Consider the following 18,440-nt stretch of genomic DNA (forward strand, 5'->3'; position numbering starts at 1 on the left):
CGGCTCGGTGGGCTGGTCGGCTGCGTCGTACCGGACGGCGCGCGGATCGCCGGGCTGACCAGCCGCGAGCGCGACGTGCTGGAGCTGGTCGCCACGGGGATGCCGAACCCGGCGATCGCGCGGCGGCTCGGGCTGGCACCCAAGACGATCAGCAATCACCTGTCCGCGATCTTCGGCAAACTCCAGGTCAGTTCGCGGGCCGAAGCCGCTGGGCTGGCTCGTCGCGGGGGCCTGTGCTGAGGTACGCCGAGGCCTGCAGCTCGTACAACGTGGAATAGACACCGCCGCGCGCCAGCAACTGGTGGTGACTCCCTTGCTCGACGATCCGGCCATGGTCGAGGACGACGATGAGATCGGCATGCCGGACGTTGACCAGCCGGTGCGTGATCAGGATCGTCGTACGGTCGCCGGAACCGAGCCGCTGCAACGACGCGAACGCCGCCTGTTCGGCCCGCGCGTCCATGGCTGCCGTCGGCTCGTCGGCGACCAGGATCGGCGCGTCCCGGTACAGGCCGCGCGCCAGGGCGATCCGCTGCCACTGGCCGCCGGACAGGTCGCGCCCGGTCCGGAACTGCCGGGACAGCACCGTGTCCCCGCCGGCCGGGAGGTCCTCGATCACCGCGTCGGCGCCGGAGCCCGCCAAGGCCCGCTGCAGGCCGTCGGGAGATTCGCGATCGAGACGGCCGATCCGGACGTTGTCGTACGCCGTCATCGGCCAGCGCGCCGGGTCCTGCGCGACGATGGCGACCCGGTCGTGCACAGTTCGCGGATCGACGGTCGCGAGGTCGACGCCGTTCCAGCACACCCGGCCTGCGGTCGGGGCGTACAAGCCGGTGAGCAGCTTGGCCAACGTGCTCTTGCCCGAACCGTTCTCGCCGACGAGAGCCACCGTCTGGCCTTTGCGGATCACTAGGTCGAGGTCGTGCAGCGCCGGCTCGGACTGACCTGGATAGCTGAAACTGACCGCCTCCAGGGTGATCCGGCGCGGGTCGCGCGGCGCGGCAGCTCGGGTAGTCGGCAGAGTGTAGTGACGAGTCTGCTTCAGGAGGGTCGTGTAGAGATCGATGTACATCGAGTTCTCGTAGATCAGGCTGACGCCGGCCATCGTGGTGGACAACGCCGTCCCGGCGAGCCGCATCGCCATCACCGCTGTTCCCGCCAACGCGAGCGGCAGCGCACCGACGTACAGCAGCAGGCCGAGCACAGCGAACCCGATGCCGGTACCGAGACCGGCCACCGCCCGGCCGGCGAGCTGAACACCCGACTTGGCCAGCTCGACCCGCTGCGCCTCGGCCGTGAGTTGCGAGCTGATCCGGAGATACTCGGTCAGCAAGGCAGGTCCGGCAGTACAGGCACGCATCTCGGCGGCGGTCGACCGGCTGGTGAGCAGGTCGCTGGCAATCGTCTGCCGGCGGCGCCGCGTCACCATCCGCAGGAATGAGCCGTACTGCAACCGCACGGCCCGCGCAGAGGCCCACACTTCTGGTACGACGCTGAGCAGCACCAACGGCGCCAGCAGCGGATGCAGCAACCCGGCGGTCACCACCGCGGCCACCAGGTGGATCAACGCCTTCGCGAGGTCTGCGATCACCCGGACACTCGTCTCGATGCTGCGGACACCGCGCTCCTTGCCCTGCCGCAACAGGTCGACGTACTCGCTGTCCTCGAACGCGATCAGAGCTACCTCGGCGACTGTCAGGTGCAGTTCGCGCTGAGCGGCCTGCTCGACTCGCGGCCGCAATGCCGCCTGCGCAGCTCCACTCAAGGCTTCGAGCAGCGCCCGGGTGGCTAGCAGAACGACCAACTGGGCGACCGCCGGAAGCGACGCGGTGAGGCGCTCCGGAGTGGGTCCGCCCGCGAGCAGCTCGGTCAGCACATCAGCAGTCGCCAGCAAGCCGAGCGCCGCCGCACACCCGGCAGCGAGCTGCAGCAGAAGAACCGCCAGGGTCAACCGGCGAGATGCTCGCCACGCCAGCGAGGTGACCAGCCCGATCGCCGCCGGCTGAGAGCGCAGCGTCGTACGGAGCCCGCTTGTTGCCGCCTGCTGGCTGATCACCAGCCAGTCAGGGGCGGTCACGTCATCGACGCCGACCAGCGGCCGCGTCACTGCTCCCGCCACGGCGCTCGGGTCAGACTCTCCCGGGCGCGGACGAGTAGCCCCCGTACCCGTTGCTCCGGGGGATGTCCACAGCCGAGCAGCCGGTTGCAATGCATGTGAACGAAGCTCTGCGCGAGGTCTTCTCTGGTAGTGCTCAGTTCGGCCTTCGCCAGCTCCCCCGCAATGGCCGCGATTCTGTCGGACCACACCGCCACCGTGGACCGTGCATGGTCGGGCAGCCAGGACTTGTCACCGAGTACGGCGCGCAGAGCGTTCTGCTGCTCCCGGAACTCCTGTGCGGTCGCCCTGCGATCCTGTACGCCGGTGCGGCAGACCCTCTCTCGCTCCACCTCGTCGAACCCGAGCGCCGCCAGCAAGGCGTCGACCGTGTAAACGCCGAGCAGTGACATGTCGAGGCTGCGACGCACCTGCAGCAAGTCCGCGACCAATTCGCTGTCGGCGTGGAAGAGACGCTCGGCCAGCTCCATCCCGGCCGGCCCGCCGTACCGCTCGACCTCCTGGTCGTAGGTGTCGAGTCCGAAGCGCTTGCAATACCCGGCGCCGACCAGCTCGGCACCCCAACTCAGCAACCGCGGCGCCAGCTTCTCGGTCAGTACTGCCGGGTCCCCGTGCCAGCGCACCCGCAGATGCGGATCCGGATCGACGTACCGCATGAAGAACCAGGAGTCCGCCGTACCATCAACCCGGGCCTGCGCCCCGAAGTCACGGATCGCGTGCGCGATCAGATCGTCCTCGTACGCCGGCAGGTGGTACAGCTTGGCGAACAACCAATCGCTGCCCGGCGGCCGGAGCCGTCGTACTGTGTCGGTACGACGTACCGGCACAGCACGCCGGGCCGGCTGCGGTGCAGGTTCATCGAGCACCAGCGGTACGACGAGCTCGCTGAGATAGCTCCCGTCCGGCCCACTCAGCCAGGCATCGCGAGGCGCCGGCAGTGCCTCGTGCAACAGCGCTCGCTCCCGGACCTGGTCGCGCAGCTGATCGACATGCATGGGATTTTCGAGGTCCAGGAGCAAGCGGTTGTCCCTGTCGGCCAGGTAGACATACCGCGGAACCTGCCAACGCTCGCGCCAGGCCGGGAACTCCACGAGGTCCGCCGGCTCCAGCCGCCACATCGCGGGAGACAACACCAACCGGCCGCGTTGCACCCGCGGCAGGAACGCGAAGTCGGCCGCGGACCCCCAGCTGAACGCGACGTTCGCCAACCGGCCGTCGTGGTAGACCTGCTCCAGGAAGCGGACGATCTCCGGGGCACTCAGAGTGTTCAGCATGTGGCCGGCGCAGGGCACGACCTCACGACCATCACCCGCACAGCGAATGACGAAGCGACCGTCGCTCAGGCCGACGACCAGCTCGTCGGGTGGCAGCTGGTGCTCGCCGGGGGTGGTCGTCAGGGCGATCTCGCGTTCGCGGACGAGGGGCCGGATGGTGACGTTGGCCGCCCGCACCTGACGCGCGAGATAGCTCACCTCGGCCCGCAGCACCTCCGGATTCACCGTGGCCTCGGCATCAGCCGCCGCCCGCAGCGGCTCGGTGCCGACCAGATCGGCGAACCGGCCGAGCACCCGGCCGGCCGCGCCGCCACCGAGGTTCGGCCCGACCACGAGCCGGAAGTCGCCGGCATCCAGGTCCGCTGCGGAGCCGGCCAGCACGAAGACCGACAGGTCCAGCGAATCGGCCGGTCGCGAAGGGGCGAGGGTCAGCTTGTCCAAGGTCGCCTCGTCCAGCTCCACGACTGATCGACCGTCCTTGATCGCGCCGATCGCGAGGTCGACCAGCGTCCGGTCCCGCAGCTTCTGCTGGTCGGACGGCTCGCGGCGCTCCGGCCGCTGCGGGACCCCGAGGCCCAGCTCCGGGTCGAGGAGCTCGAGCAGCGGCACTTCGCGGTCCCGCCCGTAGCGCTCCTCGAAGAGCTTCCGGTACCCGTCCAGGGACGACGCAACGCCCGCGGACGGCGACAACTGGAGGAGCAACTCGGCCAGCCGGGCCGATTCCACCGCCACCTCACGGGTGATCCGTCCCTCGAGCGGGATCGCCATGTCGGTCTGGAACTGCGTGCTGGTGTCCTGCAATCCCTTGGCCCTGGCAACGAGTTTCGGGTACTCCGCCGCCGCGTGATCGAGGTCCAGCTGATCCCATCCGGCGATGTCGTCCAGCAACTCGGTGAGTGCGGCGGCCTCGGCGCGAGCGGCGGGTATCTCGGTCAGCTTCCGGGCGACGTACCTGGCGGGGTCGGCGATCGTGACCGGTGGGCGCAGATCGGTCAGCAGGACGGTCTGTTCCCAGAGCTGTTCCAGCAGACCCGCGACCTTGTCCCGTGGTGCACCGTCGGCGGCGAGTGCGCCGAGCAGTTCGCCGTACGGAACAGGGGTGCGGGCGGCGGCGAGGGCAGCTCGCACGACCGGGGTGGCGCGCAGGTTCACGCCCCGGGCAGCTTCGGCCGGATCGGTCAGGACGGCGCGCTCGGTCAGGAACAGCCGGTCCGCATGCAGGCTGGCGGCCGGGTTCGTGTACCAGCGCAGCTCGGCGCGCACCTCCGGACGCTGCTCCAGCTCGGCGACGAGTTCGATCAGCCAGCCCATGTCCGGACGCGTCCGGATCCGTGCCGGTTCGGCGGTCATCGACAAGTTGGTCGTCGTGTCCCAGTGCGCCACCGCAACGCCGGCGAAGGTCCCGTACGGCGTCGGCCGGGTCGACATCCGGATCAGATAGCGCAGCAAGCTGCTGTGCATCCGGCGCCGTGCCTTCTCAGCGGCCGGTGGCTTGGCCAGCGCACGGAACAGGTCGCCGGCGCCGACGGCCAGCGCACGCTGGATGCGCAAGTCGGCCGGCAGTTCGGTGCCCGGCGCGGTGGCCGTCGGCGGATCCAGGAAGGCCTCGACCGGTAACAACGGCGTACGCACCATGACCCAGTCCAACGGCCGATACATTCCGCTTCCCCTCAGCTCAACAGCAACAGGTGATCCCAGACCGGCTCGGTCCGGGTGCTTGCGGCCAGCAGCGCCAGCGCAACGCCGGACGCGCCATCCAGCAGTCCGGGGTGCTCGCGGACCGAACCGTTCGACTTGCTGTGCGAGTAGTAGCCGGTGGGGATCTCAGGCCGGTACAGCTCGAGCAGCCGCTCGGTCAACTCGCCGGCCGCCTCGAGGAAGGCGGGCTCGCCGGTCTGATTCGCGTACCGGAGCGTGATCTGCAGCAGCCCGGCGACGCCGTGACAGAGTCCGGGCGAGTCCCCGATCTGCCGCACCGGCCACGGCCGGCGGTACACCGCTGCCATCGCCTCGGTCGAGAGGTCGCGCAGCTTGGCATCGTCGATCGCTGTACCGGCCAGCCACAGCGAATACGCCACGCCGGGGCTTCCGTAACACCATCCACTGTGGGCGGGGATCTCCGGCGGGCCGCCGGGTGTCACGCAGGACGTCCAGTTCACGCCCCACTCGTCGTCAGCCCGCTGGGCGATCAGCCACTCGGCTACTCGGGCGATCGCTTCTGCTTGCCTGGGTACGGCGTACCCGCGGCTGAAGGCGATCGCCAGGACGGCCAACGGGCCCGGGATGCCGTGGGCGAGACCACAGTTGTAGACGCCGCCGTCGTACCACTCGGCGATGGCGGTCTCCGCGCGGATCGCCTCCGGCGGCGTGAACCAGTTCGGCTCGTCCGGGCCGGAGTCGCACAACGCCACCAGGCCGGCCAACTGCGGCTGGTCGCGCTCCAAGAGGTAGCGGTTCGTGCCCGCGAGTCCGTAGATGAGGTCGAACGCCTCGAACGGCCGGCGGGCCGGCTCCTCGACGAACCGGTCGGACTGCTCCGCCACGACTGCTGCGATCTGGGCGTCCAGGGTCGCCAGCAAACCGCCGTACCGGCTGCCCTCCCGGGACAGGTAGGCGGCCGCGGCCGCGACTCCGGTATGCCCGATGAACAGACCAGGATGATTCCGCCCGGTGCTCTCGATCCCGCGGACGGCAGCCGCGAGTGCCTCGTGCGCGTGCCGGTCCCACCCCTCGCCCGGGGCGATCCGGTCCAACTGGCCGAACAGGACGGCCTTGCCGGCGGAACCGTCGAGTCCCGGTTCGGCATCCTCCTGGCCGCGCAGCCGGGCCGCGACCTCGAGAGCTCGCTCGGTCGCGGACCGAGCGAGCTCTCCGGTCAGCACCGGCTGCCAGCCGGCGCCGGCTACGTCAGAAGTCGGCACAGAACGTCGAGGTGTGGCAGACGATGGGCATGGTCGGCTGCGGATACTTCTCCCCCCGCAGTTCGTCCGCACGTACGTCCTGCAGCCGAATATCAAGCTCGAACTCATCAATAGTTGCCGTAAGCATGTTCTTCCTCTCAATCAGCAATCGACGGTTGGCTTGCAGTCGATCGGGCAGGTCCAGTCGCTGCAGCACGGTTCCGAATGCGGGTTGCTGGTGCCCATCTTCGGCGCGGACACCCGATGCGGGTCGATCGCCTCGAGGCGGATGTCGAGGTCGAAGTCGTCGATGGTTGCGGTAGGCACGCTGTTCTCCGATCTACTGGTCGCAGCAGGCGTCGCTACAGCACTGGGAGTCCGTCCACGGCCGGCTCGTGTGCACGGTGACGGCTTTGGGGACGGCGTTCGCTTCGAGCGCCGCGAGACGGATGTCGAGGTCGAAGTCGTCGAGAAGTGCTGTGGACACTGTTCCTCCTGATAGCTGGACTGTTCCTGCTCACCACCTTGCGGTCGGCAGGTATCAGGACGACAGGGACCTCAACCGGGAAGATCCGGGAAATCCACCCGGACAAGAAGAGGCCGCCTGCCGGACACCGGCAGACGGCCTCGTGAAACGGGCAAGGTGCCTTACTCGAAGGCCTCCGGGGACGGGCAGGAGCAGATCAGGTTGCGGTCGCCGTAGGCGCCGTCGATACGGCGTACCGGCGGCCAGTACTTCGCGGTGCGGTCGACCGACTGCGGGAAGGCGGCCTCCTCGCGGGTGTAGGCGTGCTCCCACTTGTCGTTGATCACCGAGGACGCGGTGTGCGGCGCGTTCACCAGCGGGTTGTCGCCGGCCGGCCACTCCCCCGCCGCGACCCGGTCGATCTCGTGCTTGATCGCGATCATCGCGTCGCAGAAGCGGTCCAGCTCACCGAGATCCTCGGATTCGGTCGGCTCGACCATCAGCGTGCCCGCGACCGGGAACGACATCGTCGGCGCGTGGAAGCCGTAGTCGATCAGCCGCTTCGCGACGTCGTCGACGGTGATCCCGGTCTCCTTCGTCATCGGCCGCAGATCGAGGATGCACTCGTGCGCGACCAGCCCGTTCTCGCCGGTGTAGAGCACCGGGAACGCGCCCTCCAGTCGCTTGGCGACGTAGTTCGCCGTCAGCACCGCGGACTTGGTCGCAGCCGTCAGGCCCTCGGCACCCATCATCCGGATGTAGGCCCAGGAGATCGCCAGCACGCCGGCCGAACCGAACGGCGCGGCGCTGATCGGACCCACACCGGTCTCCGGACCGGCCTGGTCCAGCAGCGGGTGGTTCGGCAGGTACGGCGCCAGGTGGGCCGCCACCGCGACCGGACCGACGCCGGGGCCGCCGCCACCGTGCGGGATGCAGAACGTCTTGTGCAGGTTCAGGTGGCTGACGTCGCCGCCGAACTCACCCGGCTTCGCCAGACCCAGCAGGGCGTTCAGGTTCGCGCCGTCGACGTACACCTGGCCGCCGTGGTCGTGGACGATCTGGCAGACCTCGGTCACGCTCTCCTCGTACACGCCGTGCGTGGACGGGTAGGTGATCATGATCGCCGCGAGCTTGTCGGCGTGCTCGTCGGCCTTGGCCCGCAGGTCCGCCAGGTCGATCGTTCCGTCATCGTTGCCCTTGACAACGACCACGCGCATCCCGGCCATCACGGCGGACGCGGCGTTGGTGCCGTGCGCGCTGGACGGGATCAGGCAGACGTTGCGGTCCTCGTTGCCCTGGGCCCGGTGGTACGAACGGATCGCGAGCAGACCGGCGAGCTCACCCTGGCTGCCCGCGTTCGGCTGCAGCGAGACCTTCGCGTAGCCGGTCACCTCGGCCAGCCAGCGCTCGAGCTGACCGATCAGCGTCACGTACCCGGCCGCGTCCTCGATCGGCGCGAGCGGGTGCATGTCGGCGAACTCCGGCCAGGTGACCGCTTCCATCTCGGTGGTCGCGTTCAGCTTCATCGTGCAGGAGCCGAGCGGGATCATCCCGCGGTCGAGCGCGTAGTCGTAGTCGGACAGCTTGCGCAGGTATCGCAGCATCGCCGTCTCCGACCGGTGCGTGTTGAACACCGGGTGGGTCAGGTAGTCGCTCGTCCGGACCACGGCCTGCTGCCAAGCAGGGCCGGCCAGTGTTCCGTCGTACTGGACTCCGAAGGCGCGGCACACCCGGCCGAGGGCGGTCGCGTCGGTCTTCTCGTCGCAGGAGATGCCGACGTGGTCCGCGTCGACGAGCCGCAGCCAGATCCCGGTCTGCCGGGCGGCGTCGACGACGTCGGCCGCGCGCCCCGGAACCCTCGCCAGGACAGTGTCGAAGAACTGGTCGTGCACGACCTCGACGCCGCCGGCCCTGAGCGACGCGGCGAGGCTGTCGGCGTGGGTGTGGACGCGCTCGGCGATCGCCTTGAGGCCCTCGGGGCCGTGATACACGGCGTACATGGAAGCGACGACGGCGAGCAGCACCTGCGCGGTACAGATGTTCGACGTCGCCTTCTCGCGACGGATGTGCTGCTCACGCGTCTGCAGTGCAAGCCGGTACGCCGGTGCGCCGTCCGCGTCGACCGAGACGCCGACGAGCCGGCCGGGCAGCGAGCGCTCGAGGCCGGCCCGCACCGACATGAAGCCGGCGTGCGGACCGCCGTAGAAGAGCGAGACGCCGAAGCGCTGCGACGACCCGACGACGATGTCCGCCCCGGCCTCCCCCGGCGCTCCGAGCAGCGTCAGTGCCAGCAGATCGGATGCGACCGCGACCAGCGTCTCGCGAGCGTGCGCTGCCTCGATCAACGGCTTGAGATCCCGTACGACGCCGCCCGAACCCGGGTACTGCACGAGGAAGCCGAAGAAGTCGCCCTCCGGCAACCCGTCGGTGGTGTCGGCGACGACGACCTCGATGTCGAGCGCCTCGGCGCGGGTCTGGACGACCGCGATCGTCTGCGCGAACGTGTCGGCGTCGACCAGGAAGCGGTTGCTCTTGCTCTTGCGGTTCGACCGGTGCGCCAGCGTCATCGCCTCGGCGGCCGCGGTGCCCTCGTCCAGCAGCGACGCGTTCGCGGTCGGCAGGCCGGTCAGGTCGGAGACCACGGTCTGGAAGTTCAGCAGTGCCTCGAGCCGGCCCTGCGAGATCTCCGGCTGGTACGGCGTGTAGGCGGTGTACCAGGCCGGGTTCTCGACCAGCCGGCGGACGATCACCGACGGGGTGAAGGTGCCGTAGTACCCCTGTCCGATCATCGAGGTCGCCACGTTGTTGCGCGCGGCGAGCTGGCGCAGCTCGGTCAGCGCGTCCACCTCGGAGGCCGGCTCGGGCAGCCGGAGCGGCTCGGTGGTCCGGATCGACGCGGGGACGGCGGCGTCCACGAGCGCGTCGACATCGGCGTACCCGAGGGCCTGCACCATCCGGGCGACCTCGTCCGGACGCGGCCCGATGTGCCGGTCGGCGAACGTCGCCGACACCTGCGGAAGGGATTGTTCAGTCATTGAAGAGGCTCCGTTGCTGACAATTGCCGGTGGCCTCCCCCTCTGTCACGCAGCGCACGCTTCAGAGTCGCCTAAGGCACTCGGTCCATGGGCCTGAGAGGTTCCGGGGAGGAATTGCCCCTTCGGCGCCCGGGCGGTGAGGCCCGGGACTCTCCCGAGTGCTGTGTACGGCTGGGGTCGAGCCTACCTCAGCCGGTCATCCGGGCGCGGCGACGGGCAGCGAGCTCGTCGTTCGCGTGGCCGTCGGCGTCGTCGGAGTGCGCGTCGAGCCGCTCGGTCGGCAGCTCGGACAGCGAGCCCTCGACCTCACGCCAGACCCCACCGAGGGCGATCCCGAAGACCCCCTGGCCGCCGGCCAGCAGGTCGATGACCTCGTCCGGCGAGGTGCACATGTACACCGAGGCACCATCGCTCATCAGCGTGATCTGGGTCAGGTCATCGATGCCACGCTTGCTCAGATGGGCGATGGCGCTGCGGATCTGCTGCAGTGAGATGCCGGCGTCGAGCAGCCGCTTGATCACCTTCAGCAACAGCACGTCGCGGAAACCGTAGAGCCGTTGCGTGCCGGAGCCGGTGGCCGGGCGCACGGACGGCGAGACCAGCCCGGTCCGCGCCCAGTAGTCCAGCTGCCGGTAGGTGATCCCGGCCGCGGCACAGGCGGTCGGGCCGCGGAAGCCGACGTCGTCCGGCATCGGCTTGAGGTCGTCCTCGAAGAGCAGACCCTGGACGCCGGCGCTGACCGCCGCCTCGGCGTGTGCTTCGGACGTCGACTGCGCCGTCAGATCAGTGTCGCCGGTGCGTGTCACGCCTGAGCCTCCCTGGGTACCGACTGGAACGGATCACATCCGTGGAGTTACAACACTCCACGACTCCTTCAAGGTAAGCCGTCGCTCAGGACCGGTCAACGACAACCGCTCCGAGCCGAGAGCGTGTCGCGCCCCCAACTCGAATCGTTACCTCCCCGCCCTTGTACCACCCCCCACAACCTCACCCACCGTAACCACCCCACCACACCACCAACCCCCCGCCCCACCACCTCACACCGCCCCCTGCGCCACCCCTGCATCCGGCCCCGGCAACCCGGCCACATTCGGCCGCCTCCCGGGAACGCCTCCGCACCACCGACCCCGCCGACCGCCACCACCGCCACCGCCACCGACCAAGTTCCCCCGGGTCGCTCGGGGTGCACCAACAGCGTGCTTACCTCCTCCCGGCGTGGTTCCCCCACTGCTCTAGCAATGGGGGAACCAGCACAGGAGGAGGTAAGCACACGCTCCGGCCTGCCCGACGGACGAGTTGGCGGCGAGACCGACCGCCGAGTGTCCGGGAGTATCCGGGAGTGTCCGGGACGCAGCGAACGGGACGGGTTCGCGCGCAACCGCCGACATCGGCGTACCGACCGACATGATGTATCCCCCAAAACCGGCCCCACCCAGCCCCACTTGAGCGTGCCCCTTCCCGCCCAGCACCGACACCTCATGTCCGTCGGTACAGCTCCCTCCACTCCGACGGGCTTCCCCCACCCTTCAACCGCCCCCAACCGGCCCACCCGGCGACCAGCACCCCGAGCCACCAGCAACCCCCCGGCACACCTTGGCGATCAACACCCCAGCGCCCCCCACCAACCCGCGGCCCCACCTCAGCGATCAACGCGCCCTGGCTCACACGTCTGGCGGGATTCGCGTAGCTGCGTCTTTCCCTGGTCGAGACGGTGGGTGTCAAGGGTCGAAGATCCCGCAGGGACGCCGAAGGCGCCCTTGATACCCACCGGCACGACTAGCACAATCCCGCAGCGGAGACCGCCCACCAGGAGCACCTTCGGGCTGGATGCGGGTCGGGTCGTGCACGTCTTTGCAGGCTGGGCTCGGGTGAGGTGGGGTTGGGGTGCTGCGGACACCGCCCACCAGGCCAACCTCCGGCGAGCCGAATCACGCCGGCCCACCGCCGGCCACACCACGAACCAGGCGGGCCTGCGCCGAGCGTCGCGGAACCAGGCTCACCTCCGCGGAACTCCGTGGAACTCCTCGGAACCCGGCGGAACTCCGCCGTACCGAGGGACTGCCCGGCGGAACGGAGCGGCCGTCCGGCCGGGGGTCAGCTCTTGTCGAAGTCTTCGGGGGTGACGTGGTCGAGGAATTCGCGGAAGCGTTCCACTTCCTCTTCCTCGACGACCTCGTCGTCATCGGTCTCGCTGTCGGGGACCGGGATGCCCGCCTCGGCGAGGATCTCCTCGGTGCAGAACACCGGCGTACCGGTCCGCAGCGCCAGCGCGATCGAGTCCGACGGCCGGGCCGAGATCTCGGTCTTGTCGTCGAAGACGATGATCGCCTCGAAGACGCCGTCGGTCAGGTTCACGATCCGGACCTGGCTGAGGGTGTGCCCGAGCACCCGGATCGTCTCCGCGAACAGATCGTGGGTCAGCGGCCTCGGCGGCTCCATCCCCTGCTGGGCGAAGGCGATCGCACTCGCCTCGGCCGCGCCGATCCAGATCGGCAGGTACCGCTCGCCGCCGACCTCCCGGAGCAGCACGATCGGCTGACTCGAGGGCATCTCCACCCGTACTCCGACCACGTCGACTTCGCGCACAACACAAGCCTACTCTGCGGGGAAGGCCCGGGCTGCCCTACCGGGTGAGCCGGGACCGAACCAGGGCCGCGTGCAACCGGACAGCGAGCGCCGCCAGCTCCTGGGTCTTGTCGTCGCGCCGGTGACTCATCACCTGTTCGATCAGGCCGACCTCGCGATCGGCCGCCGTACGGAACGGCCGTAGATGCCGCGGCTCGATCCCGTACTGCGCGAACTCGGCGGCCGTCTTCGCGACCAGGATCGCGTCGCCGTCGTAGTGGTTGCCCCGGGCCACCACCAGGTGGTGGCTCTCCAACTCGTCGAGCAGCTCCGGGCTGATGCCCGCGGCAACCCGCAGCTCCTCGCGGGTCAGCTTCAACTCGGTGCCGTAGACACCGAACTCCTCGGCGCCGGGCAATTCCGGCGGACCGGGCAGATCCGACGGCGCCACCGGCGGTCCGCCGATCGCCGGCCGTAGCCCGCGATCCATCGCGCCGAGGTGTTCCTTGATCACCCGCAACGGCAGGTACTGGTCGCGTTGCGCGCTCAGCACGTAGCGCAGCCGCTCGATGTCGGCCGCGCTGAACTTGCGGTACCCGGACGCCGTCCGGGCCGGCGCCACCAGCCCCTCGGCTTCGAGGAAGCGGAGTTTGGAGATGGTGACGTCGGCGAACTCGGCCTGCAGGATTCGCAGCACCTCACCGATGCTGCTGCCACCAGCCGACGGATCAGGCTTGGCCACTGGCGTAGTACACCAGGCGGTACTTGCCGATCTGTACCTCGTCGCCGTTCGACAGCTGGACCTCGTCGATCCGGTCGCGGTTGACGTAGGTGCCGTTCAGGCTGCCGACGTCGCGCACCTTGACGCCCAGCGGGTCGCGGCGGAACTCCGCGTGCCGGCGGGAGACGGTGACGTCGTCGAGGAAGATGTCGCTGTCGGGGTGCCGGCCGGCCGTCACCACGTCGACGTCGAGCAGGAACCGGCTGCCCGCGTTCGGCCCGCGCTGCACGATCAGCAGTGCGGAGCCGGCCGGCAGTGCGCCGACCGCGGCCTCGTCGTCGGGCGACAGCTGCTCGCCCTGCTCGAACCGCTCGGTCTCCGGCTCGATGCTGAACGGGGTCAGCATCGCGGTGTCGGTCACACCGGGAGCAGGCACCGGCCGGTCCGCGCCAGGGAGCATCGTTCCGCACTGCGAGCAGAACCGGCTGCCCTCGGAGTTCTCGTGCCCGCACTGGTTGCAGAACGGCATGCTGTGATCCTCCCGATCGCCGGTGGTCCGGCGACGTCTAGTAGACCCCGTATGACAAGTGTGACCGACCGGCTCAAGCGAGCGCGGCCGGTGACCTCAACCCTCGACCAGCGGTTGAGGTCCGGACAACCTATCAGCTCTGGTCGAGCTGTCCCTGGTAGGTGTCGGCGTCCATCAGGGCCGCCACCTCTTCGTCGTCGTCGACCTCGATGTCGAGCAGCCAGCCCTCGCCGTACGGGTCGGTGTTGACCAGGTCGGGCTGGTCGGCCAGCGCCTCGTTGACGGCCCGCACGGTGCCGTTCACGGGGGCGAACAGGTCGCTCACGCTCTTGGTGGACTCCAGCTCACCGCAGGAGTCGCCGGCCCGCACCGCGGTGCCGACCTCGGGCAGCTGCACGTACACGATGTCGCCCAGGGCGTCCTGCGCGAAGTCGGTGATGCCGACCCGCACCGGGCCTTCGCCGGCCTTCACCCATTCGTGTTCGGCCGTGTACTTCAGGTCTTCGGGGTACACCTTCGTCCTCTTTCGCTCAAGGGTGGGGAAAGTCACTTGGTAGGGCTGGGCGCCGGGCGAGCGTAACGATGCTCGTCGGCGGCGTGCAAGGCGGTGATCTGGACCAGGGGCAGCTCGGTCACCTCCGCGGTCCCGCCGATCTGCGGGCCGGTCACCTCACTGACCAGACCGCCGGGGAAGTTGGCTGCCTCGGCCAGGTTGTGCGACTCGCCGATCGCCTCGATCACGTACGGCGAGCTGACCTTCTCCCCGTCGACCTTGACGCCCGGGGCGTCGTCGGTCAGATCGGTACTCGCGACCACCCGGACCGACCCGTTGATCTGGATCGCCTCCGCACCGGCGTCGCGCAGTTCCTCGATCGCGTCGAGCAGGTTGCTCGACTGCATCTTGCCGTCCGGGTCGTTGAGAGTGATCCGGACACCCGGTCCCTGGGCCCGCATCGTGCCGGCCAGGATGCCGAGCACGCGCACCTGCTGCTCGGCCTGCTCTCGGGCGGTCTGCGCCTTGTCGGCGCTGGAGGCCAGGCTGTTCTTGCGCGCCTCCAGTTCGGTGATCTCGCTCTCCAGCCGGCGGGTGTTCTGCCCCAGCCCGTCCAGGATCGCGATCAGGTCCTCGCGGCGGGCGTTCTGGTAGCCGTCGTCGGCCCGGTTCACCCGGACCTGGACGACCGCCATACAGGCCACCAGGGCCAGCACGACGGCGACGATCGCCTGGCCGCGGGACGGCTTGAAGCCGGCCCGCAACCGGCGCAGCGCCAGGTTCGGCAGCTTCGTCTTCGGCATCGGCGTCGGCTTCTCCGGCAGCGGCGCGGCCGGCGGCTTGGGCTCTTCGCTACTCATCTCAGGCCCGGAAGACGTGCCGCCGGATCGCGGCCATGTTGGTGAAGATCCGGATCCCGAGGACGACGACCACACCGGTCGACAGCTGGGAGCCGACGCCGAGCTGGTCGCCGAGGTAGACGATCAGCGCCGCGATCAGCACGTTGGAGATGAACGAGACGACGAACACCTTGTCGTCGAAGATCCCGTCCAGGAACGCCCGCAGGGCGCCGAACACCGCGTCCAGCGCGGCCACCACGGCGATCGGCAGATAGGGCTGCGCCCACTCCGGGACGTCGGGCGCGACGATCAGGCCGACCACCACGCCGATCACCAGACCGAGGACGGCGATCATTTCGGTCCACTCACCTTCGCGTACCGCAGCGCGATGGTCGTATCGGCTGGCACCAGCAAGGAATCCTCCGTCGTGATGGTCATCCGGACATGGAAATTGCTGACCAGGTACTGCACCCACTGGCCGCCGGAGCTCTGCGCGAACCGGGCCGGCATCTTCGCCGTCTCACCGATCGCGAGCACCGTGTACGGCGGGGTCAGCGAGCTGTAGCCGACGGTGATCGCGCTGCCGGCGCCCCGGATCGCGGTCAGCGAGGTAAGCCGGTGCCCGTTGACCGAGATCGCCTCGGCACCCGCGGTCCACAAGCCGTTCACCAGCTGCTGCAGGTCGACGTCGAGCAGCCGGCCCTCTTTGTCGTTGGCGTCCTTCGCGTCGTCGACGACAGCCTTCAACCCGGGCCCGGTCAACGCAGTCGCACCGGCCTGCAACTCCAGAGCATCCAACTGCTTCTGCAACGCGGCACCCGAACTGGTGTTGCTCAGTCCACCCGCCTGCAGGCCCCGTACTTCGTCCGCAAGCTTGGTCTGCTGGCCCCGGAGAGCGGTCAGTCGCGTGTCGGCCTGGTTGATCCGGGTGATCAGTTCCTTGCGCTGCTTCTCCGCCTCGGGCGCACTGCGGTAGTTCTGTGATGCCGCCGTACCGAGCAGAACACCCAGTACGGCGAGAGCGATCACCAGGATGATGCGGTGCCGCGACCTGTTCCGCTGGGTCTGCCTGGTGCGCGCGGCGACGGCGTACCCTTCGTCGAGCGGGTGCGCCATCAGGTTGTTCAGCAGCGACATCGACGCGTCGACCCGACGCTGTGGAGTTTGCTGCTGTTCGGGTGGGGACTGAGTCACGACCCGGCCGACCCGCTGATCGGCTTCACCGTCTGAATGAGGTGACGCAGCTGCGCGAAGTACAAGGCGCCGGCCCAGTAGTACAGCGCCGTACCCCAGATTGCGAAGGCCCAGCCGAAGACGCGGGCCAGCAGGTTCAGCGTGCTGTCACCGTCGCCCAGCAAGAGCAGTGGGAACGCATACAGGAGGCAGAAAGTCGCGGACTTGCCCAGGAAGTGCACGGGCAGTGCGTTGAAGCCGCGGCGATGCAGGGCCGGCAAGGTGAATGTCAGCAGCAGGTCCCGCAACGGCAGCGCGATCGCCAGCCACCACGGGATGATGTCGCGCAACGCCAGGCCGAGCACGGTCGCGAAGATGTAGAGCCGGTCGGCGACCGGGTCGAGCATCTGCCCGAGCCGCGTGGTCTGGTTCATCCGGCGGGCGATCTGGCCGTCGGCCCAGTCGGTGAAACCGGAGATGGCCAGCACGAGCAACGCCCAGCCGTCCTCCTTCGGGCCGAGAATCAGCCAGAGAAAGAGTGGCACGCCCAGCAACCGCGCGAAGCTGAGTGCGTTCGGGATCGTCAGTACCCGGTCGGACACTTCCAAGTCCGGCACGCGACCCTCCCTCTACTCTCCATCGCCCCTGTCCCGGTCGTTACTGTACTTGGGCCCTCCACCAGCTTCTGCCCGGGCCACTCCGGAGAAACCCGATCGAGACCTGGGCCGGTTCTATGGTGGTGGCGACGAGGGAGGGGTGCGATGAAGTTCCTGATTCTGATCTACGGCAATCCCGAGTCCCGGCAGGTATGGGACGGGATGAGTGAGGAACAGCAGCGGGAGGCGATGAGTGGGTACGCCGGGCTGCATGAGGCGCTGACCGCCAGCGGCGAACTACTTGCCTCGGACTCGCTCGGTGATCCGGCCGCGACCAAGCAGGTGCTGGTGCGGAACGGCAACGTGATGACCACCGACGGGCCGTTCGCGGAGGTGAAGGAGCAGCTGGCCGGCTTCTACCTGGTCGACTGCGACAGCATGGAACGGGCGATCGAAATCGTGCCGCAGATCCCCGAGGCGGAGTTCAGCATCGTCGAGGTACGCCCGATCCGGGACCTGAGTTCACTGCTCTGATGACCGCCGACCTCGAATCCCTGTTGCGCGAACTGGCCCCGCAGATCCTCGGTCCGCTGGTACGCCGGTACGGCGGGTTCGACACGTGCGAGGACGCCGTACAGGAAGCCCTGCTAGCGGCGTCGCAGCAATGGCCGGCCGACGGGTTGCCCGAGAACCCGCGTGGCTGGCTGATCACCGTGGCCTCGCGGCGGCGGATCGAGATGCTCCGGAGCGAAGCGGCGCGGCTGCGTCGCGAAGAAACTGTTGCCTTGATGGAGCCGGTCTCAACGGCCTCCGATGTCGATGACACCTTGACGCTGCTGTTCCTCTGTTGCCACCCGGCGCTCACTGCCCCTTCGCAGATCGCGCTGACGTTACGAGCTGTCGGTGGTCTTACGACCGGTGAGATCGCGCGCGCCTTTCTCGTCCCGGAGTCGACGATCGGGCAGCGGATCAGTCGGGCGAAGGCGAAGATCAAGGCGTCCTCGAGTGGTGCCGAGTTCCGGATGCCGTCGTCCGAGGAACTGCCCGACCGGCTGGCCGCAGTACTGCATGTGCTCTATCTGATCTTCAACGAGGGCTACACCGCGAGCTCCGGCGAATCGCTGCATCGGGTCGAGCTGAGCGCCGAGGCGATCCGGCTGACGCGGCAGCTGTTCGAGCGGCTTCCTGCGGAGGGCGAGGTCGCGGGGTTGCTCGCCTTGATGCTGCTGACGGATGCGCGTCGGCCGGCCCGGGTCTCGCCGGACGGGTTGCTGGTTCCGTTGCCTTCGCAGGACCGGCGACTGTGGAATGCCGAGGCAGTTGCCGAGGGCACCGAGTTGATCAGCAGAACGTTGCGTACGGCACCTGTCGGTCCTTATCAGCTCCAGGCCGCCATCGCCGCGGTGCACGACGAGGCGGCCCGGGCCGAGGACACCGACTGGCGGCAGATCCTGGTGCTCTACGAGTTGCTGGAGACGCTCGCACCCGGTCCGATGGTCAGTTTGAACAGGATCGTGGCCGTCGCCATGGTGCACGGTCCGCAGGTGGGACTCGAGCAGTTGACGGCAGCCGATCCCGCGTTGGCATCCCATCACCGGCTGGCCGCAGTACGGGCTCATCTGCTGGAACTGGCCGGTGAGAAGGAAGCGGCGCGGGAGGCCTATCGGCTGGCGGCCCGGCTCACGCTCAGCCTTCCCGAACAGCGCTATCTGGAGTCCCGGGCTTCGGGCTAG

Annotated in this window: 19 protein-coding genes and 1 riboswitch; of the genes, 3 read left to right on the forward strand and 16 right to left on the reverse strand. The window is 68.9% G+C overall.

Going from position 1 to position 18,440, the window contains the following annotated elements:
- On the forward strand, nt 1–240 hold a 240-nt coding region (locus tag ABZ004_RS21995; RefSeq protein ID WP_355682189.1), incomplete at its 5' end, for a LuxR C-terminal-related transcriptional regulator.
- Here the strand turns inward: ABZ004_RS21995 and ABZ004_RS22000 are convergent.
- The 16 genes from ABZ004_RS22000 to ABZ004_RS22075 all read right to left on the reverse strand — a co-directional run bounded on the left by ABZ004_RS22000 (nt 188) and on the right by ABZ004_RS22075 (nt 16,728).
- Nucleotides 188–2,107 (reverse strand): ABC transporter ATP-binding protein, encoded by a 1,920-nt coding sequence (locus ABZ004_RS22000; protein ID WP_355682191.1) that lies wholly within the window; start codon nt 2,105–2,107, stop codon nt 188–190. The genes ABZ004_RS21995 and ABZ004_RS22000 overlap by 53 nt on opposite strands.
- Nucleotides 2,104–5,049: a lantibiotic dehydratase gene (locus ABZ004_RS22005; protein WP_355682193.1), complete on the reverse strand. Its 2,946-nt coding sequence runs from the start codon at nt 5,047–5,049 to the stop codon at nt 2,104–2,106. The genes ABZ004_RS22000 and ABZ004_RS22005 overlap by 4 nt, the downstream gene beginning before the upstream one ends.
- A gap of 11 nt (nt 5,050–5,060) precedes the next feature.
- Nucleotides 5,061–6,311, reverse strand: coding sequence for a lanthionine synthetase C family protein (locus ABZ004_RS22010; protein ID WP_355682195.1), 1,251 nt, complete (start codon nt 6,309–6,311; stop codon nt 5,061–5,063).
- Nucleotides 6,298–6,438, reverse strand: coding sequence for a hypothetical protein (locus ABZ004_RS22015; RefSeq protein WP_355682197.1), 141 nt, complete (start codon nt 6,436–6,438; stop codon nt 6,298–6,300). Before ABZ004_RS22015 ends, ABZ004_RS22010 begins: the two co-directional genes overlap by 14 nt.
- 14 nt (nt 6,439–6,452) lie before the next feature.
- On the reverse strand, nt 6,453–6,617 hold the full coding sequence (locus ABZ004_RS22020; protein ID WP_355682198.1) for a hypothetical protein: 165 nt from the start codon (nt 6,615–6,617) through the stop codon (nt 6,453–6,455).
- 13 nt (nt 6,618–6,630) lie between these two features.
- Nucleotides 6,631–6,777, reverse strand: coding sequence for a hypothetical protein (locus ABZ004_RS22025; RefSeq protein WP_355682200.1), 147 nt, complete (start codon nt 6,775–6,777; stop codon nt 6,631–6,633).
- Nucleotides 6,778–6,938: 161 nt separating this feature from the next.
- Nucleotides 6,939–9,791: an aminomethyl-transferring glycine dehydrogenase gene (gene gcvP / locus ABZ004_RS22030; RefSeq protein ID WP_355682202.1), complete on the reverse strand. Its 2,853-nt coding sequence runs from the start codon at nt 9,789–9,791 to the stop codon at nt 6,939–6,941.
- Nucleotides 9,792–9,862: 71 nt separating this feature from the next.
- A riboswitch (glycine riboswitch) is annotated at nt 9,863–9,958 on the reverse strand.
- Nucleotides 9,959–9,979: 21 nt separating this feature from the next.
- On the reverse strand, nt 9,980–10,483 hold the full coding sequence (locus tag ABZ004_RS22035) for a MerR family transcriptional regulator (protein WP_355682462.1): 504 nt from the start codon (nt 10,481–10,483) through the stop codon (nt 9,980–9,982).
- Between the two features lie 1,402 nt (nt 10,484–11,885).
- Nucleotides 11,886–12,377, reverse strand: coding sequence for a bifunctional nuclease family protein (locus tag ABZ004_RS22040; protein WP_133976560.1), 492 nt, complete (start codon nt 12,375–12,377; stop codon nt 11,886–11,888).
- Between the two features lie 37 nt (nt 12,378–12,414).
- On the reverse strand, nt 12,415–13,098 hold the full coding sequence (locus ABZ004_RS22045) for a MerR family transcriptional regulator (protein WP_355682204.1): 684 nt from the start codon (nt 13,096–13,098) through the stop codon (nt 12,415–12,417).
- On the reverse strand, nt 13,085–13,606 hold the full coding sequence (locus tag ABZ004_RS22050; RefSeq protein ID WP_355682206.1) for an FHA domain-containing protein: 522 nt from the start codon (nt 13,604–13,606) through the stop codon (nt 13,085–13,087). The genes ABZ004_RS22045 and ABZ004_RS22050 overlap by 14 nt, the downstream gene beginning before the upstream one ends.
- A gap of 133 nt (nt 13,607–13,739) precedes the next feature.
- Entirely contained in the window at nt 13,740–14,120 is a 381-nt protein-coding gene (gcvH, locus tag ABZ004_RS22055; protein WP_355682208.1) for a glycine cleavage system protein GcvH, read from the reverse strand.
- A 32-nt stretch (nt 14,121–14,152) separates the two neighbouring features.
- Nucleotides 14,153–14,959 carry a DUF881 domain-containing protein gene (locus ABZ004_RS22060; protein ID WP_355682210.1) on the reverse strand — a complete coding sequence of 269 codons (807 nt, stop codon included), beginning with the start codon at nt 14,957–14,959 and terminating at the stop codon, nt 14,153–14,155.
- Between the two features lies 1 nt (nt 14,960).
- The gene (locus ABZ004_RS22065; RefSeq protein WP_112241039.1) at nt 14,961–15,293 is read right to left on the reverse strand and encodes a small basic family protein; all 333 of its coding nucleotides are present in this window, start codon (nt 15,291–15,293) and stop codon (nt 14,961–14,963) included.
- The gene (locus ABZ004_RS22070) at nt 15,290–16,132 is read right to left on the reverse strand and encodes a DUF881 domain-containing protein (RefSeq protein WP_355682212.1); all 843 of its coding nucleotides are present in this window, start codon (nt 16,130–16,132) and stop codon (nt 15,290–15,292) included. Before ABZ004_RS22070 ends, ABZ004_RS22065 begins: the two co-directional genes overlap by 4 nt.
- The gene (locus tag ABZ004_RS22075; RefSeq protein WP_355682214.1) at nt 16,129–16,728 is read right to left on the reverse strand and encodes a CDP-alcohol phosphatidyltransferase family protein; all 600 of its coding nucleotides are present in this window, start codon (nt 16,726–16,728) and stop codon (nt 16,129–16,131) included. The genes ABZ004_RS22070 and ABZ004_RS22075 overlap by 4 nt, the downstream gene beginning before the upstream one ends.
- 144 nt (nt 16,729–16,872) lie before the next feature.
- Between ABZ004_RS22075 and ABZ004_RS22080 the strand changes: the two genes are divergently transcribed.
- Nucleotides 16,873–17,241 (forward strand): YciI family protein, encoded by a 369-nt coding sequence (locus ABZ004_RS22080; RefSeq protein WP_355682216.1) that lies wholly within the window; start codon nt 16,873–16,875, stop codon nt 17,239–17,241.
- Entirely contained in the window at nt 17,241–18,440 is a 1,200-nt protein-coding gene (locus ABZ004_RS22085) for a DUF6596 domain-containing protein (RefSeq protein ID WP_355682217.1), read from the forward strand. The genes ABZ004_RS22080 and ABZ004_RS22085 overlap by 1 nt, the downstream gene beginning before the upstream one ends.

This window comes from Kribbella sp. NPDC006257, assembly GCF_040613535.1.
Classification (GTDB): domain Bacteria; phylum Actinomycetota; class Actinomycetes; order Propionibacteriales; family Kribbellaceae; genus Kribbella.

Coding starts and splice junctions, on each gene's coding strand:
- ABZ004_RS22005 (WP_355682193.1), bottom strand. CDS start 5,049: ATGTATCGGCCGTTGGACTGGGTCATGGTGCGTACGCCGTTGTTACCG.
- ABZ004_RS22015 (WP_355682197.1), bottom strand. CDS start 6,438: ATGCTTACGGCAACTATTGATGAGTTCGAGCTTGATATTCGGCTGCAG.
- gcvP (WP_355682202.1), bottom strand. CDS start 9,791: ATGACTGAACAATCCCTTCCGCAGGTGTCGGCGACGTTCGCCGACCGG.
- ABZ004_RS22035 (WP_355682462.1), bottom strand. CDS start 10,483: ATGCCGGACGACGTCGGCTTCCGCGGCCCGACCGCCTGTGCCGCGGCC.
- ABZ004_RS22050 (WP_355682206.1), bottom strand. CDS start 13,606: ATGCCGTTCTGCAACCAGTGCGGGCACGAGAACTCCGAGGGCAGCCGG.
- ABZ004_RS22060 (WP_355682210.1), bottom strand. CDS start 14,959: ATGAGTAGCGAAGAGCCCAAGCCGCCGGCCGCGCCGCTGCCGGAGAAG.
- ABZ004_RS22065 (WP_112241039.1), bottom strand. CDS start 15,293: ATGATCGCCGTCCTCGGTCTGGTGATCGGCGTGGTGGTCGGCCTGATC.
- ABZ004_RS22080 (WP_355682216.1), top strand. CDS start 16,873: ATGAAGTTCCTGATTCTGATCTACGGCAATCCCGAGTCCCGGCAGGTA.
- ABZ004_RS22085 (WP_355682217.1), top strand. CDS start 17,241: ATGACCGCCGACCTCGAATCCCTGTTGCGCGAACTGGCCCCGCAGATC.